The following is a 16,453-nucleotide window of genomic DNA, read 5'->3' on the forward strand; positions in this document are numbered from 1 at the left end:
GTCATAAGGGAATAAGCATGTCGTTACTTGAACAACTGGATATCAAGATTGCCGCGAACGGCGGGCTGATTGTCTCCTGCCAGCCTGTTCCTGACAGCCCGTTAGATAAACCGGAAATTGTTGCGGCGATGGCGCTGGCCGCAGAACAGGCTGGCGCGGTGGCGTTACGCATTGAAGGGGTGGAAAACCTAAAAGCGACCAGGGCAGTAGTTTCGGTGCCGATTATCGGCATTCTCAAACGTGACCTTGATGACTCTCCGGTCCGCATCACCGCATATCTGGAGGATGTTGATGCGCTGGCGCAGGCAGGCGCTGACATCATCGCCATCGACGGTACCGATCGCGTACGTCCGGTACCTGTAGAAACCTTACTGGCACGTATTCATCATTACCAACGCCTTGCGATGGCTGACTGTTCGTCCATGGCGGATGGCATGGCCTGCCAGAAACTCGGTGCCGAAATCATTGGCACTACCCTTTCTGGTTATACCACGCCAGAAACGCCCGAAGAACCGGATCTGGCTCTGGTGAAGTCTTTAAGCGACGCGGGTTGTCGGGTGATTGCTGAAGGACGTTACAACACGCCAGCGCAGGCCGCTGAGGCGATGCGTCATGGCGCATGGGCGGTGACAGTCGGCTCAGCCATTACCCGGCTGGAGCACATTTGCCAGTGGTACAACACAGCGCTTAAAAAGGCGGTGCTATGACCACGCTGTCGATTGATATTGGCGGCACCAAACTGGCTGTCGCACTGGTAGACAGCAGCCTGCAAATCCAAGAGCGTCATGAATTGCCGACGCCCGCCAGCAAAACACCGGATGCTCTGCGTGCCGCGTTACAAGCACTGGTTGCGCCGCTACAGGGGCAGGCAACGCGGGTGGCGATCGCCTCAACGGGGATTATCCGCGACGGTTCTCTACTGGCGCTGAACCCGCACAACCTCGGCGGGCTGCTGCATTTTCCTCTGGTGCAAACGCTAGAAGATCTCACCGCTTTGCCGACGCTGGCAGTCAATGACGCGCAGGCCGCGGCGTGGGCTGAGTATCATGCGCTTGGCGGCGAGTACCGCGATATGGTGTTTATCACCGTCTCCACCGGTGTAGGCGGCGGGGTGGTAAGTGATGGGAAGTTGCTGACCGGGATTGGCGGTCTGGCCGGGCATCTGGGACATACGCTGGCTGATCCGCATGGGCCGGTGTGCGGTTGCGGGCGTGTGGGTTGTGTCGAGGCGATCGCTTCCGGTCGCGGGATCGCGGCGGCTGCCGAAGGCGCGCTTGCTGGATGCGACGCCAAAACCATTTTTAGCCGCGCCGGGCAGGGTGATGAGCAGGCCAGTCGGTTGATCCATCGTTCGGCACGTACTTTGGCAAGGCTTGTCGCCGATGTGAAGGCCACGATCGATTGCCAGATTGTGGTGATTGGCGGCAGCGTGGGGCTGGCAGAAGGGTATCTGGCGCTGGTGGAAAACTATCTGGCACAAGAGCCTTCGGCTTACCACGTAGAATTACGGGCGGCGCATTACCGTCATGACGCTGGATTACTGGGGGCCGCGCTGTTGGCCCAGGGAGATTGATTATGATGTCAGCTGAGTTGCGTTCATTGCCTTTTGCCGGATTACATCCGGTTTTGCAGCAGGCGTTAACGCTGGCTGTTGCGGCGAATCTGCAGGAGAAAACGCCAGGGCGCTACGAGTTGCAGGGCGATAATATTTTTATGAATGTTATGCAATTTGCAACGCAGAGCCCGGAGCAAAAGAAAGCGGAACTGCACAGGGAATACATTGATATTCAGGTGCTGTTATCCGGTGAAGAACGCATTCTGTTCGGGATGACTGATTCTGCTCGTCAGTGCGAAGAGATGCACGTTGAGGATGATTATCAGCTGTGTAGCCAGATTGCCGATGAGCAGGCGATGGTACTGAAGCCGGGAAGATTTGTGATTTTTATGCCGGGCGAGCCGCATAAGCCGGGCTGCGTGGTACAGGCTCCGATGGACATCAAAAAGGTGGTGATCAAGGTGCGCGCCAGTTTATTACACACCTGACGATGAGAGTGACGGTGTCGGATGGCAAGGCTTGCGCCATCCGACACCGGATATTACAACCTAGCGCTTAAACGTCACCGCTTCCGGCTGCGTCAGATGCAGCGTCGTTTGGCTCGGCACAGTCTCGGCAATGATTCGCCCGTGACGAATGGAATAACGTGCAGGCGTCTGGCGACGAACCGCGTCAAACCCATTCTCTGCCGGTAAAATCACCAGGTTCGCGGAATTCCCCACGCTCAGACCGTAGTCCTGCAGGTGCAGGGTTTTCGCGCTGTGGGTGGTGATCAGATTCAGGCCATCGTTAATTTGTCCGTATCCCATCAGCTGACACACATGTAACCCCATGTGCAGTACCTGCAGCATATTCGCGGTGCCTAGCGGATACCACGGATCGAAGACGTCATCATGGCCGAAGCATACGTTGATCTCTGCCTCCAGCATCTCTTTGACGCGTGTAACGCCGCGGCGTTTAGGATACGTGTCAAAGCGCCCTTGCAGGTGAATATTCACCAGTGGATTCGCGACAAAGTTAATGCCGGACATTTTCAACAGGCGGAAAAGACGGGAAGCATACGCGCCGTTATAGGAGTGCATTGCCGTAGTATGGCTGGCGGTCACGCGCTCGCCCATATTGTCGCGATGGGCCAGCGCCGCGACGGTTTCAACAAAGCGTGATTGCTCATCGTCAATTTCGTCACAGTGCACGTCGATAAGTCTGTCGTATTTTTGCGCGAGGGCGAAAATTTTGTGCAACGACTCCACGCCATATTCACGCGTAAATTCAAAGTGGGGGATAGCGCCAATGACGTCGGCCCCCAAACGCACGGCTTCCTCTAATAACGCTTCACCGTTGGGATAAGAAAGAATGCCCTCTTGCGGGAACGCGACAATCTGCAGCTCTACCCACGGAGCGACTTCTTGCTTCACCTCCAGCATGGCTTTCAGCGCGGTCAGCGTTGGGTCGGAAACGTCAACGTGAGTGCGGACATACTGGATGCCGTTGGCCATCTGCCACTTAAGAGTCTGCATGGCGCGCGCTTTCACGTCATCGTGAGTGAGCATTGCCTTACGTTCGGCCCAGCGCTCAATGCCTTCAAATAACGTACCAGACTGGTTCCAGCTCGGCTCCCCCGCGGTTTGCGTGGTATCCAGGTGGATATGTGGCTCTACGAACGGTGGGATTGCCAGGCCACCTTCGGCATCAAGCACTTCCCCCTGCGGCAACGTAGCGGCGTCCTGAGCCTCAATTCGGCTGAAGCGTCCGTTTTCAACCGTGAGCTGCCACAATCCTTCGCGTCCCTGTAAACGCGCCTGACGAATGGTGATGTTATTATTCTGCATGGCTGACCTCTGGTGATTTAGCAAGGCTGCGATTGAAAAGTGGGTTCAGCAGGATATAGCTGAATACGCCGCCGAGTACGGCGTTGACGGGTACAATACCGGGAATATAGTGACCGGCGGCAATGCCCAGTGCAACGGACAGGATAGCTATCCAGTTTACGGAAATAAATTGTGCTTTGCTGAAGTCGGCATATCGGCGATGGTTCAGCAGATAGTCGGCGATAATCACTCCACCAATTGGAGGAATCGCTGCCGACAAAAATGTCAGCCAACCGACAAAGTTATTGTAAAGCCACAGCGCGCACAGTGTGCCGATAATACCGTTAGCCACCGACAACGAACGGCTGGAAAGGCCGGTAATATTGGCAAATCCCAAACCTGAAGCGTAGAGCGCATTGTCGTTGGTGGTCCAGATATTCAGGCCGAGCACCACAATCGCGGGCAGCAGCAGGCCCTGAGCAATCATCACGTCAGAGATGTCCGCCTGTCCAACAGCGGCGGCACCCGCAGCGCCGAAGATAAACATCAACGAGTTGCCAAGGAAAAATGCCACCATGGCAATCAGTACCGCACCTTTGGCGTTGCGGCCAAAGCGGACAAAGTCGGCGGTTAACGTGCCTGCGCTGATAAATGAGCCGACCACCAGCGCCAGTGCGGTGGAGAAATTCAGCGGTGTCTGCGGCACTATCGCTTTTAAATGGTCTAAACCGCCAACATCGCTCACCGCCAGCCAGACGGAGTAGCTGCCAAGAACGACGATGGCTGGTACGGCGATGATAGATAAAACGGTCAGCGCCGAGATGCCAAAAAAGATAGTCAGGGTCATCAACAGACCGGAAACCGCAATCAGAATATTGACGTCAATCCCCGTCGCTTTGCCAACCGGGATAGCAAACATGGCCACACCAACGCCAAACCAGCCTACCTGTGTACCGCCTAAGAGCAGTGAGGGAAGCCATGAACCTTTCAAACCAAATGAGTAACGTGCCAGAAGGTGGGTTGAGAGCCCTGTTTTTGCGCCGATAAAACCGAGAAATGCAGTGTAAATACCGAGGAGAAGATTACCGAAGAGAACTGCCAGGAAGAAATCATTATAGGAAAGACCGGTACCGAGTGTGCCACCGGTCCACATACTGGCGGAAAAAAATGTGAGTCCCAACATGACAAACGTTAGTGGAATCACGCCCTTCCGCGCCGCCAGAGGGACGGGGCCCTGGCTATAATTGTTGTCCTGCGACACAACGCCTCCATGAATTTTGCCCAAAAAATCCGCCGCATAATATACAGTTCTCAGAATAAAGCAAACGTTTCCGTATCTTTTTTTAGTTCTCTTTCACGGTGTTGATAGAGGGGAGGGGGCAGGAGTATTGCGAGGAATCTGGCATCTCATCAGCGTTTGAAGATGAGATGCCAGAAGACGCTTACTTACACTTCCAGGTAGTTCAGGATACCGTCTGCCGCTTTACGACCTTCGGCAATCGCGGTGACTACAAGATCCGAACCACGCACGATGTCGCCACCAGCGAAGATTTTTGGGTTGCTGGTCTGGAAGGCGTTATCGCTGCGTTCCGGAGCAATAATACGGCCCTGAGAATCCAGCTCGACGCTGTGCTCTTTCAGCCACTCCATACTGTGCGGGCGGAAGCCAAACGCCAGTACCACCGCATCAGCCGGAACAACGTGCTCGGAACCGGCGACGATCTCCGCGCGGCGACGCCCCTTCGCATCCGGTTCACCCATTTCGGTGCGCGCCATTTTCACGCCGCACACTTTACCGTTGGCATTCACTTCTACGCCTAAAGGCTGGACGTTGAACTGGAACTCGACGCCTTCTTCACGCGCGTTTTTCACCTCGCGTTTGGAACCCGGCATGTTCTCTTCGTCGCGGCGATAGGCGCAGATTACGTGTGCCGCGTTCTGGCGAACCGAGGTCCGCACGCAGTCCATCGCGGTATCGCCACCGCCGAGAACAACGACGCGTTTGCCTTCCATGCTGATGTACGGCTCGTCACTGCTTTCGCCAAATCCCATCAACTGTTTGGTATTGGCGATCAGGAACGGCAGGGCATCAAATACGCCGGAAGCGTCTTCGTTTTCCAGCCCACCGCGCATCGACTGATAGGTACCTACGCCAAGGAACACGGCATCGTAATCCTTCAGCAGATCGTTGAGCTGCACGTCGCGGCCCACTTCCACGTTTAGTTTGAACTCAATGCCCATACCGGTGAAGATTTCACGGCGACGGGTCATGACCTCTTTCTCCAGCTTGAACGCCGGGATCCCGAAGGTCAGCAGACCGCCGATTTCCGGGTGGCGGTCAAATACCACCGCCTTCACGCCGTTGCGGGTCAGCACATCAGCACAGGCCAGGCCCGCCGGACCTGCACCGATGATCGCCACGCGCTTGTCCGTCTGGCGAACGCCAGTCATATCCGGACGCCAGCCCATCTCGAACGCTTTATCGTTGATATAGCGCTCGATGTTGCCGATAGTCACCGCACCGAACTCATCGTTTAGCGTGCAGGATCCTTCACAAAGACGATCCTGCGGGCACACTCGGCCACAGACTTCCGGCAGAGTGTTAGTCTGGTGCGACAGTTCTGCCGCTTCAAAAATACGTCCCTCATTCGCCAGCTTAAGCCAGTTCGGAATGTAGTTATGTACCGGGCACTTCCACTCGCAGTACGGGTTGCCGCAGGAAAGACAGCGATCAGCCTGTGCTTTGGCCTGGCCTTCGGAAAACGGCTCGTAGATCTCGATAAATTCGATCTTACGGATCTTCAGCGGTTTCTTCGGTGGATCAACGCGCTGCAGGTCGATAAATTGGTATACGTTCTGACTCATTGCTGCTACCCCTTACTGCGCCTGCACACGCAGCTCTGCTGCGCTACGACTACGGTGACCCAACAGTGCTTTCACATCACTGGATTTCGGTTTTACCAGCGCGAATTTCGCCGAGAATGCTGGCCAGTTCGCCAGGATCTCTTCGCCGTGTGAAGAACCGGTATGTTGTACATGCTCGGTAATCAGACCGCGCAGGTGTTCCTCATGAATAGCCAGCGAGTCCACGCTCAGTACTTCTACCAGTTCCGGGTTCACGCGTTTGCGGAATTCACCGTCTTCGTCGAGCACGTAGGCGAATCCGCCGGTCATGCCTGCACCGAAGTTGACGCCGGTTTTGCCGAGAATACACACGATGCCGCCGGTCATATATTCACAGCCGTTGTCGCCAATACCTTCAACCACGGTAATAGCGCCGGAGTTACGCACCGCAAAACGCTCACCCGCACGACCCGCAGCAAACAGGCGGCCACCGGTAGCACCATACAGGCAGGTGTTACCAATGATGCTCGCCTCATGGCTACGGAAAGCAGAGCCAACCGGAGGACGCACTGCCAGCAGGCCGCCCGCCATGCCTTTACCGACATAGTCGTTGGCATCGCCGGTCAGATACAGCTCCACGCCGCCCGCGTTCCACACGCCGAAGCTCTGGCCTGCGGTACCGCTGAAGTGCGCTTTAATCGGGTCAGATGCCAGCCCCTGATCGCCATGCGTCTGAGCGATATAGCCCGACAGCGATGCGCCGACGGAACGGTCGGTGTTGCGGATATCGAACCAGAAGGTTTTGCTCTGGCGCTCGTCGACAAACGGTTTCGCCTGCTGTAGCAGCTGGGCGTTCAGCACGCCGTTATCAAACGGCGGATTGTTTTCAGTGCAATGCAGCGCTTTACCTGGATGCGGTTCAGCGGTTTCCAGCAGACGAGACAGCTCCAGTTTCTGCTGCTTGGCGGTAAACCCTTCCAGCTCTTTGAGCAGGTCGGTACGACCAATCAGATCCACCAGACGTTTCACGCCCAGTTGCGCCATCAGCTCGCGGGTTTCGCGGGCGATAAATTCAAAGTAGTTAGTCACTTTGAACGGCAGACCGTGATAGTGGTTCTTACGCAGTTTGTCATCCTGAGTTGCCACGCCGGTTGCGCAGTTGTTCAGATGGCAAATACGCAGGTATTTACAGCCCAGCGCGACCATGGGGCCGGTGCCGAAACCGAAGCTTTCTGCACCCAAAATTGCCGCTTTAATGATATCGACGCCGGTTTTCAGACCGCCATCGACCTGCAGACGGATCTTGTGACGCAGACCGTTAGCCACCAGCGCCTGCTGGGTTTCCACCAGACCGAGTTCCCACGGGCAGCCCGCATACTTCACGGATGAGAGCGGACTTGCACCGGTACCGCCATCGTAGCCGGCAATGGTAATCAGGTCCGCATAGGCTTTCGCAACGCCGGTGGCAATAGTGCCGACGCCTGGTTCGGAAACCAGCTTCACCGAGATCATCGCTTTCGGGTTGACCTGTTTCAGGTCGAAAATCAGCTGCGCTAAGTCCTCGATAGAGTAGATATCGTGGTGCGGCGGTGGGGAGATCAGCGTCACGCCCGGCACCGAATAACGCAGTTTGGCGATGTACGGGGTGACTTTATCACCCGGTAACTGACCGCCTTCGCCCGGCTTCGCGCCTTGAGCGACTTTAATCTGAATGACATCAGCATTGACCAGGTACGCTGGGGTTACGCCAAAGCGACCGGAAGCCACCTGCTTAATGCGCGACACCTTGTTAGTGCCGTAGCGCGCCGGATCTTCGCCGCCTTCACCGGAGTTCGAGTTACCGCCGATGCTGTTCATGGCTTCGGCCAGCGCCTCGTGTGCTTCCGGGCTTAATGCCCCGATAGACATCGCTGCGGTATCAAAGCGTTTAAACAGTTCGGTTGCGGGTTCTACTTCGCTAATGCTTACGGCTTCATCGCCAGGTGTAATCGCCAGCAGATCGCGCAGCGTGGCCGCCGGACGCTCATTGACCAGCTTTGCATATTCCTGATAGTCGCTGTACTCGCCGCTTTGTACTGCCTGTTGCAGCGTGCGCACCACGTCCGGGTTGTAGGCGTGGTATTCGCCGCCGTGAACGTACTTCAGCAAACCGCCCTGGCTGATAGGCTTACGCGCCAGCCAGGCATGTTTGGAGAGGTTCAGCAGATCCTGCTGGAAGTCGGTAAAACCCGCGCCGCTGATGCGACTGACCACGCCCTGGAAGCATAAAGCCACAACATCATCGTGCAGACCAACGGCTTCAAACAGCTTCGAGCAGCGGTAAGAGGCGATGGTCGAGATGCCCATTTTGGACATGATTTTGTACAGACCCTTGTTGATGCCGTTACGGTAGTTCAGCATCACGGTCCGGTAATCTTTGGCAATCGCTTGAGTGTCGATCAGACGTCCCAGCGTTTCATACGCCAGATACGGATAAATGGCTGTCGCGCCAAAACCGAGCAGAACGGCAAAATGGTGCGGGTCACGGGCGCTGGCGGTTTCAACGATGATGTTGGCATCGCAACGCAGGCTTTGTTCTACCAGACGTGTTTGTACTGCGCCAACGGCCATCGGTGCCGGAACCGGCAAGCGGTTTTTTGCGATATTACGGTCAGAGAGCACCAGCAGCACCGTGCCGTTACGCACCATCTGTTCAGCCTTATCGCACAATGCTTTGACGGTCTCTTCGAGCGTGGTTTCGGTCACGTCGAAGGTGATATCCAGTCGGTCAGCGCGATAATGCTCCTCTTTCATGGTGGTGAGCTGGGTGAAATCGGAGTACAGCAGGATCGGCGACTTAAAGCTCAGACGGTGCGCCTGACCTTCGGCTTCGCAGAAGACGTTCATCTCACGACCGATGCTGGTGGCCAGCGACATGACGTGCGCTTCACGCAGCGGGTCGATCGGCGGGTTGGTGACCTGGGCAAACTGCTGGCGGAAGTAGTCATAAATGATGCGCGGCTGGCTGGAGAGCACGGCAAACGGGGTATCATCACCCATTGAACCGACCGCTTCCTGACCATTTTCACCGAGCACGCGGATAACGGAATCCAGCTCTTCAGCGCTGTAGTTAAACTGTTTCTGGTAGCTGGCGAGGGTGTCATCGTCCAGTTCACGGCTGCCGACCTGATCGTCAGCCAGGTCTTCGAAAGGCACCAGACGGCGGACGTTCTTCTCCATCCACTCTTTGTACGGGTGGCGGCTTTTCAGATCGTCATCGGTTTCAGCCGAATGCAGAATGCGCCCGCTGCGGGTATCGATAACCATCAGCTCCCCAGGGCCGACGCGACCTTTCTCAACCACTTCATCCGGCTGATAATCCCAGATCCCGACTTCAGAAGCGCAGGTAATCAGCTTGTCTTTGGTGATGACGTAGCGCGCCGGACGCAGGCCGTTGCGGTCAAGGTTACAGGCGGCAAAGCGACCGTCGGACATTACAATACCCGCCGGACCATCCCACGGCTCCATGTGCATGGAGTTAAAGTCGAAGAACGCGCGCAGCTCCGGGTCCATATCCGGGTTGTTCTGCCAGGCCGGCGGCACCAGTAAACGCATGGCGCGGATGATATCCATCCCGCCAGCCAGCAGCAGTTCCAGCATGTTATCCATCGAGCTGGAGTCGGAGCCGGTTTCGTTAACGAACGGTGCGGCGTCGTGCAGATCAGGGATCAGCGGCGTCTGGAATTTATAGGTACGGGCGCGCGCCCACTGGCGGTTGCCGGTGATGGTGTTGATTTCACCATTGTGCGCCAGGTAGCGAAACGGTTGCGCCAGCGGCCAGCGTGGTACGGTGTTGGTGGAGAAGCGCTGGTGGAACAGGCAGATGGCCGATTCCAGACGCAGGTCCGCCAGGTCCAGGTAAAAGCGCGGCAGATCCGCCGGCATACACAGACCTTTATAGATATTGACCAGGTTCGACAAGCTACAGACGTAGAAGTCTTTATCTTCCTGGAGGCGTTTTTCGATACGACGGCGCGCGATGAACAGGCGACGCTCCATATCACGCGGACGCCAGCCCGCAGGGGCATTAACAAAAATTTGCTCGATACGAGGCAGGGAGGAGAGCGCAATTTCACCGAGAACACCTTCGTTAGTCGGCACGTCGCGCCAGCCGACAATCGACAGGGTCTCCTGCTGTAATTCTTCTTCTACAATGCGACGAGAAGCTGCTGCCAGCTCAGCGTCTTTATTTAAAAAGATCATGCCGACGGCGTAGTTTTTGGCTAAACGCCAGCCGCGCTCTTGCGCTACGATGCGGAAAAAGCGGTCAGGTTTTTGTAACAGCAGGCCGCAACCATCGCCGGTTTTTCCATCGGCAAGAATTGCGCCACGGTGCTGCATGCGGGCCAGTGCGTGTATGGCGGTACGCACTACCTTGTGGCTAGGTTCGCCTTCTATGTGGGCGATCAGGCCGAAACCACAGTTATCCCTCTCAAGGGATTTATCGTACAACATATCAGTGAACCTCCCCAGGCTCTGCGGGATTCCCATCTGGACCGTTGCGCACGGGCACACCAAGAGCATGGCGACGGGGTTTGCGTGTCATACGCTTACCTCGCATTCGCCCTCTTTATCCTTTTCGCACAGGTCAAACAAGTTTGAGGACTTGCTTCAGAGGGAATCTCAATTACTGCATAAATATGATGAGCAGACTGCTCATCCAGAAAGCTTCCAGCGGATTTCCAAGTTATCGGGAATCCACACACAGGTCAAATGGCAATCTTATTTATGCAAAAATGTGCTATTGGGTAATTAACTTTATGAAAATATTGAAATAAAAGGGTTTTATACATTGATATAACCTGAGGAGGATGCCCTGGGAAGTGTGATCTGCCTCACTGTAAGAGAGGCCGGATATCTCTCGTCCTCCCTTTGTTTATCGATATACTTGGCATTTTATGCTGGTTTTTAGAGTTTTTGCGTCTTAAAGATACTGTTTTTACGCTGAGAGTATAAGAAGATAAAAAAAACAGCTGGATATAAGGAAAAGTAATTATATTTTGAGTGAATGGAATTTCGATTATTTTGATTTGTTATGCAATAAATAAAGGCTCGCCAGGGCGATTGATCCAGGTCATCGCCGACTGGGGCAAAAAATGGCAGGCTTTGGCCTCTTTTCAAGGCGCGGTCTACCAGATTATGCAGTTACAGAAATTAGTCAATATGTTTGGTGGGGATCTTTCTCGCCGTTATGGGCAAAAGGTTCATAAACTCACGCTGCACGGCGGATTTAGCTGTCCAAACCGTGATGGCACCATCGGACGCGGCGGATGTACTTTCTGTAATGTCGCCTCGTTTGCCGATGAAGCACAGCAGCACCATTCAATTGCCGAGCAGCTTGAGCATCAGGCGCAGTTGGTCAATCGCGCCAGACGCTATCTGGCCTATTTCCAGGCTTATACCAGCACCTTTGCGGAAGTACAGGTGCTGCGCTCGATGTATCAACAGGCGGTCAGCCAGGCCAACATCGTCGGGTTATGCGTTGGGACGCGCCCCGACTGCGTGCCGGATGCGGTACTCGATCTGCTTTGTGAGTATAAAGACCTCGGCTATGAGGTATGGCTGGAGCTCGGTTTGCAAACCGCGCATGACAAAACTCTGCACCGGATTAACCGCGGCCATGATTTTGCCTGCTATCAGAACACTACGCGGCTGGCGCGCGAGCGCGGGCTGAAAGTGTGCTCACACCTGATTGTTGGTCTGCCGGGCGAAGGACAGGCAGACTGTCTGCAAACCATGGAACGTGTGGTGGAGACGGGCGTTGACGGTATTAAGCTGCATCCGCTGCATATTGTGAAAGGCAGTACGATGGCAAAGGCCTGGGAAGCCGGACGGCTGAACGGAATTGAACTGGACGACTACACGGTTACCGCCGGGGAGATGATCCGCCATACGCCGCCAGAGGTGATTTATCATCGAATCTCTGCCAGCGCGCGTCGCCCAATGCTGTTGGCTCCGCTATGGTGTGAAAACCGCTGGACCGGGATGGTCGAACTGGATCGCTATCTCAATGCTCATGGTGTTCAAGGCTCTGCGCTTGGCACTCCGTGGATTCAGCCTGGGAGCTAACCATCCGGCAATCTGCGCCTGCTTGCCTGATGACGCTACGCTTATCAGGCCCACGTTGAATCTCTCCTCGGTCATTTCACCGATAACCTCCGCATTTCTTGCACAATCTTCAACGTCACGCTGAGAATTGAGTATTATTGTGCCAAGTTGTCGTGAAGGAACCCTCTATGAAGCAAATCCGTATGCTGGCGCAATATTACGTCGACCTGATGATGAAATTGGGTCTGGTGCGCTTTTCGCTGTTATTGGCGCTGGCGCTGGTCGTGTTGGCGATTGTGGTGCAGATGGCTGTCACCATGGTGCTGCATGGCCAGGTAGAAAGCATTGATGTTATCCGCTCTATCTTTTTTGGTCTGTTAATTACCCCCTGGGCCGTCTATTTTCTGTCAGTGGTGGTGGAGCAACTGGAAGAGTCCCGGCAACGCTTGTCACGACTGGTACAAAAGCTGGAAGAGATGCGCGAGCGCGATCTCAAGCTCAATGTGCAGTTGAAAGATAATATTGCCCAGCTTAATCAGGAAATTGTTGAGCGCGAAAAAGCCGAAGCGGAGCGCCAGGATACGTTCGAGCAGTTGAAGGTTGAAATCAAAGAGCGCGAAGAAGCGCAGATTCAGCTTGAGCAGCAGTCTTCCTTTTTACGCTCTTTCCTTGATGCCTCGCCGGATCTGGTTTTTTATCGTAATGAAGATAAAGAATTTTCCGGCTGTAACCGTGCCATGGAACTGCTGACCGGCAAGAGCGAAAAGCAGTTGGTGAATTTAAAACCGGCTGATGTTTACTCCCCTGAGGCGGCAGAAAAGGTCATTGAAACCGACGAGAAGGTGTTCCGTCATAACGTCTCGCTCACCTACGAACAGTGGCTGGACTATCCGGACGGGCGCAAAGCCTGCTTTGAAATTCGCAAAGTGCCTTACTATGACCGCGTAGGTAAGCGACATGGTCTGATGGGCTTTGGGCGCGATATTACCGAGCGTAAGCGTTATCAGGACGCGTTAGAGCGCGCCAGCCGCGATAAGACCACCTTCATTTCTACCATCAGCCACGAACTGCGCACCCCGCTTAACGGCATTGTCGGCTTAAGCCGGATCCTGCTGGATACGGATCTGACCGCTGAGCAGGAAAAATACCTGAAAACAATCCACGTCTCTGCCGTGACGCTGGGGAATATTTTCAACGATATTATCGACATGGATAAAATGGAGCGACGTAAAGTTCAGCTCGATAACCAGCCGATCGATTTCACCAGCTTTATGGCGGATCTGGAAAACCTCTCTGGCCTGCAGGCGCAGCAAAAAGGGCTGCGTTTTGTACTTGAGCCGACGTTACCACTGCCGCATAAGGTCATTACCGACGGCACGCGTTTGCGCCAGATTCTGTGGAATCTGATCAGCAACGCCGTGAAGTTTACCCAGCAGGGGCAGGTAACCGTGCGGGCGCGCTATGACCAGGGGAATATACTGCATTTCGAAGTTGAAGATTCCGGGATCGGTATTCCGCAGGATGAGCAAGATAAAATCTTCGCCATGTATTATCAGGTGAAGGACAGCAATGGCGGCAAACCGGCAACGGGAACCGGGATTGGACTGGCCGTATCGAAGCGTCTGGCGAAAAACATGGGCGGCGATATTACGGTCTCCAGCCAGGCTGGCAAAGGCTCTATCTTTACGCTGACCGTGCGTGCGCCTGCGGTAGCGGAAGAGATTGAAGACGCCTTTGAAGACGACGACATGCCGCTGCCAGCCCTGAATGTGCTGCTGGTGGAAGATATCGAACTGAACGTTATTGTCGCGCGTTCAGTGCTGGAAAAACTGGGCAACAGCGTGGATGTCGCCATGACCGGGAAAGCCGCGCTGGAAATGTTCACGCCGGGCGAGTATGACCTGGTGCTGCTGGATATTCAGCTACCGGATATGACCGGTCTGGATATCTCGCGCGAGCTGACGCAAAAATACGCCCGTGAGGACCTGCCGCCGCTGGTTGCGCTTACCGCCAACGTTCTGAAAGATAAAAAAGAGTATCTGGACGCGGGAATGGACGATGTGCTGAGTAAGCCGCTGTCGGTTCCGGCGTTAACCGCCATGATCAAAAAATACTGGGATACCCGAAACAAAGAGGAGAGCACTGTGACATCTGAAGAGAGCAGTAAATCGCAAGCGCTGTTAGATATTCCTATGTTGGAACAATACCTCGAGCTGGTGGGACCGAAGTTAATAACCGACGGGCTGGCGGTGTTTGAGAAGATGATGCCGGGATATTTGAGCGTGCTGGAGTCCAATCTGACCGCACGGGATAAAAAAGGCGTTGTTGAGGAAGGCCATAAAATTAAAGGCGCGGCAGGTTCCGTGGGGCTGCGCCACTTGCAACAGTTAGGTCAGCAAATCCAGTCGCCAGACCTTCCAGCCTGGGAAGATAATGTTGCTGAATGGATTGAAGAGATGAAGCAGGAGTGGCAGCACGACGTGGCGGTATTGAAGGCCTGGGTGGCGAGCGTGGAAAAAAAATGACCCCGGCTTGACCGGGGTGCGCGAATACTGCGCCAACACCAGGGAAATCGTGGCTGCGCCGTAAATTATTATCATTGTTTACAAGGGCGCAGCCCTAATTTTCAGGCCGCACGCAGTTAAGATAGCAAATCTTAAATAATTTGTTACATGAATCAGTTAAATGTGTGAAGCGTAGCATTTAAATCATAATAACTAATATGTTTCAGCCAGTTGAGAAAGGAGTATCACGATGAAAAAAGTGGGTGTAGTGCTCAGCGGATGCGGCGTGTATGACGGCGCAGAGATCCATGAAACTGTTCTCACGCTTCTGGCGATTGCCCGCAACGGCGCTCAGGCCGTCTGTTTCGCACCGGATAAACAACAAGCGGATGTGATTAATCATCTGACCGGCGAGCCGATGCAGGAAACGCGTAATGTGCTGATTGAAGCCGCCCGTATAACACGCGGTGATATTCGCCCACTTGCTCAGGCAGTCTCAACGGAACTGGATGCGTTGATCGTGCCAGGCGGGTTTGGCGCGGCCAAAAATCTGAGCAATTTTGCCAGCCAGGGCAGTGAGTGCCGGGTTGATAGCGACTTAGCTGCGCTGGCGGTGGCTATGAATCAGGCGGGTAAGCCGCTGGGATTTATGTGCATTGCGCCTGCCATGTTACCTAAAATTTTTGACTTTCCGCTGCGTCTGACCATTGGTACTGATATTGATACGGCAGAGGTGCTGGAAGAGATGGGCGCTGAGCATGTGCCTTGTCCGGTTGATGACATTGTCGTTGATGAAGACAACAAAATCGTCACTACTCCCGCCTATATGCTGGCGCAGGACATCGCTCAGGCCGCGAGTGGTATCGATAAACTGGTATCACGTGTGCTGGTGCTGGCTGAATGAGAAAAGGAGTTACCGCCTTTCTGCGACGTATCTTTCTGCGGGCGGTCGTTGTCCTCGCCGTATTCTGGGGCGGGGGCATCGCCCTTTTCAGTGTGATGCCAGTCCCTTTCTCTGCCGTGATGGTCGAGCGGCAACTGAGCGCATGGCTGTCCGGTGATTTCGGTTATGTGGCGCACTCGGACTGGGTGAGCATGGATGAGATCTCACCGTGGATGGGACTGGCGGTGATCGCCGCGGAGGACCAGAAGTTTCCCGAGCACTGGGGATTCGATGTTTCCGCCATAGAGAAAGCGCTGGCGCACAACGAACGTAATGAAAACCGTATTCGCGGGGCGTCGACGTTATCGCAACAGACGGCAAAAAACCTCTTTCTGTGGGATGGACGTAGCTGGGTGCGTAAAGGTCTCGAAGCCGGGCTAACGCTGGGTATGGAAACCGTCTGGAGCAAGAAGCGTATTCTGACCGTTTACCTGAATATTGCTGAGTTTGGTGATGGGGTTTTCGGCGTGGAGGCAGCGGCGCAGCGCTATTTCCATAAGCCAGCCAGTCGGCTGAGTCTGTCTGAAGCGGCCTTGCTGGCGGCGGTATTACCCAATCCTTTGCGTTTTAAAGCGAATGCGCCTTCTGGTTATGTACGTAGCCGTCAGGCGTGGATTATGCGCCAAATGCGCCAGCTAGGCGGTGAGTCGTTTATGCGGGAAAATAAGCTGTATTAACGGGTTTATTGCCGGATACGGATCCGGCCTACGGG

At 54.7% G+C, this 16,453-nt stretch carries 11 protein-coding genes; 7 read left to right on the plus strand and 4 right to left on the minus strand.

The window, feature by feature from the left end; all coding sequences use genetic code 11:
• The first annotated feature begins 17 nt into the window (after positions 1–17).
• The 3 genes from HV037_RS02520 to nanQ are packed head-to-tail and all read left to right on the plus strand — an operon-like array spanning position 18 to position 2,043.
• Positions 18–707: an N-acetylmannosamine-6-phosphate 2-epimerase gene (locus HV037_RS02520; protein WP_103284287.1), complete on the plus strand. Its 690-nt coding sequence runs from the start codon at positions 18–20 to the stop codon at positions 705–707.
• Complete coding sequence (gene nanK, locus HV037_RS02525; protein WP_103284286.1) at positions 704–1,573, plus strand: N-acetylmannosamine kinase; 870 nt, start codon at positions 704–706, stop codon at positions 1,571–1,573. Before HV037_RS02520 ends, nanK begins: the two co-directional genes overlap by 4 nt.
• 2 nt (positions 1,574–1,575) lie before the next feature.
• Positions 1,576–2,043 carry an N-acetylneuraminate anomerase gene (gene nanQ, locus HV037_RS02530; RefSeq protein WP_103284285.1) on the plus strand — a complete coding sequence of 156 codons (468 nt, stop codon included), beginning with the start codon at positions 1,576–1,578 and terminating at the stop codon, positions 2,041–2,043.
• A gap of 60 nt (positions 2,044–2,103) precedes the next feature.
• Here nanQ and HV037_RS02535 read toward each other — a convergent pair whose 3' ends face one another.
• From HV037_RS02535 to gltB, 4 genes are all read right to left on the minus strand, one after another.
• Entirely contained in the window at positions 2,104–3,384 is a 1,281-nt protein-coding gene (locus HV037_RS02535) for a cytosine deaminase (RefSeq protein WP_016157577.1), read from the minus strand.
• Positions 3,374–4,624, minus strand: coding sequence for a cytosine permease (gene codB, locus HV037_RS02540; protein WP_047358527.1), 1,251 nt, complete (start codon positions 4,622–4,624; stop codon positions 3,374–3,376). Before codB ends, HV037_RS02535 begins: the two co-directional genes overlap by 11 nt.
• Positions 4,625–4,809: 185 nt before the next feature.
• Positions 4,810–6,228: a glutamate synthase small subunit gene (locus HV037_RS02545; RefSeq protein ID WP_016154696.1), complete on the minus strand. Its 1,419-nt coding sequence runs from the start codon at positions 6,226–6,228 to the stop codon at positions 4,810–4,812.
• Positions 6,229–6,240: 12 nt separating this feature from the next.
• Complete coding sequence (gene gltB / locus HV037_RS02550) at positions 6,241–10,701, minus strand: glutamate synthase large subunit (RefSeq protein ID WP_049040924.1); 4,461 nt, start codon at positions 10,699–10,701, stop codon at positions 6,241–6,243.
• A gap of 684 nt (positions 10,702–11,385) precedes the next feature.
• Between gltB and HV037_RS02555 the strand changes: the two genes are divergently transcribed.
• The 4 genes from HV037_RS02555 to mtgA all read left to right on the plus strand — a co-directional run bounded on the left by HV037_RS02555 (position 11,386) and on the right by mtgA (position 16,418).
• Positions 11,386–12,315, plus strand: a complete 930-nt coding sequence (locus tag HV037_RS02555) for a TIGR01212 family radical SAM protein (RefSeq protein ID WP_049040958.1) — start codon at positions 11,386–11,388, stop codon at positions 12,313–12,315.
• 167 nt (positions 12,316–12,482) lie between these two features.
• Positions 12,483–14,819: an aerobic respiration two-component sensor histidine kinase ArcB gene (gene arcB, locus HV037_RS02560; protein WP_047413950.1), complete on the plus strand. Its 2,337-nt coding sequence runs from the start codon at positions 12,483–12,485 to the stop codon at positions 14,817–14,819.
• Positions 14,820–15,048: 229 nt separating this feature from the next.
• The gene (gene elbB / locus HV037_RS02565; RefSeq protein WP_103284283.1) at positions 15,049–15,702 is read left to right on the plus strand and encodes an isoprenoid biosynthesis glyoxalase ElbB; all 654 of its coding nucleotides are present in this window, start codon (positions 15,049–15,051) and stop codon (positions 15,700–15,702) included.
• Positions 15,699–16,418 carry a monofunctional biosynthetic peptidoglycan transglycosylase gene (gene mtgA, locus HV037_RS02570; RefSeq protein ID WP_016157575.1) on the plus strand — a complete coding sequence of 240 codons (720 nt, stop codon included), beginning with the start codon at positions 15,699–15,701 and terminating at the stop codon, positions 16,416–16,418. Before elbB ends, mtgA begins: the two co-directional genes overlap by 4 nt.
• The last annotated feature ends 35 nt before the right edge of the window (positions 16,419–16,453 follow it).

This window comes from Citrobacter sp. RHBSTW-00017, assembly GCF_013797615.1.
Lineage (GTDB): Bacteria > Pseudomonadota > Gammaproteobacteria > Enterobacterales > Enterobacteriaceae > Citrobacter > Citrobacter braakii.

Bases quoted from the DNA above. Each gene is read 5' to 3' on its own strand.
- HV037_RS02520 (WP_103284287.1), top strand. From the start codon at position 18: ATGTCGTTACTTGAACAACTGGATATCAAGATTGCCGCGAACGGCGGG.
- nanK (WP_103284286.1), top strand. From the start codon at position 704: ATGACCACGCTGTCGATTGATATTGGCGGCACCAAACTGGCTGTCGCA.
- nanQ (WP_103284285.1), top strand. From the start codon at position 1,576: ATGATGTCAGCTGAGTTGCGTTCATTGCCTTTTGCCGGATTACATCCG.
- HV037_RS02535 (WP_016157577.1), bottom strand. From the start codon at position 3,384: ATGCAGAATAATAACATCACCATTCGTCAGGCGCGTTTACAGGGACGC.
- HV037_RS02545 (WP_016154696.1), bottom strand. From the start codon at position 6,228: ATGAGTCAGAACGTATACCAATTTATCGACCTGCAGCGCGTTGATCCA.
- gltB (WP_049040924.1), bottom strand. From the start codon at position 10,701: ATGTTGTACGATAAATCCCTTGAGAGGGATAACTGTGGTTTCGGCCTG.
- HV037_RS02555 (WP_049040958.1), top strand. From the start codon at position 11,386: ATGCAGTTACAGAAATTAGTCAATATGTTTGGTGGGGATCTTTCTCGC.
- arcB (WP_047413950.1), top strand. From the start codon at position 12,483: ATGAAGCAAATCCGTATGCTGGCGCAATATTACGTCGACCTGATGATG.
- elbB (WP_103284283.1), top strand. From the start codon at position 15,049: ATGAAAAAAGTGGGTGTAGTGCTCAGCGGATGCGGCGTGTATGACGGC.
- mtgA (WP_016157575.1), top strand. From the start codon at position 15,699: ATGAGAAAAGGAGTTACCGCCTTTCTGCGACGTATCTTTCTGCGGGCG.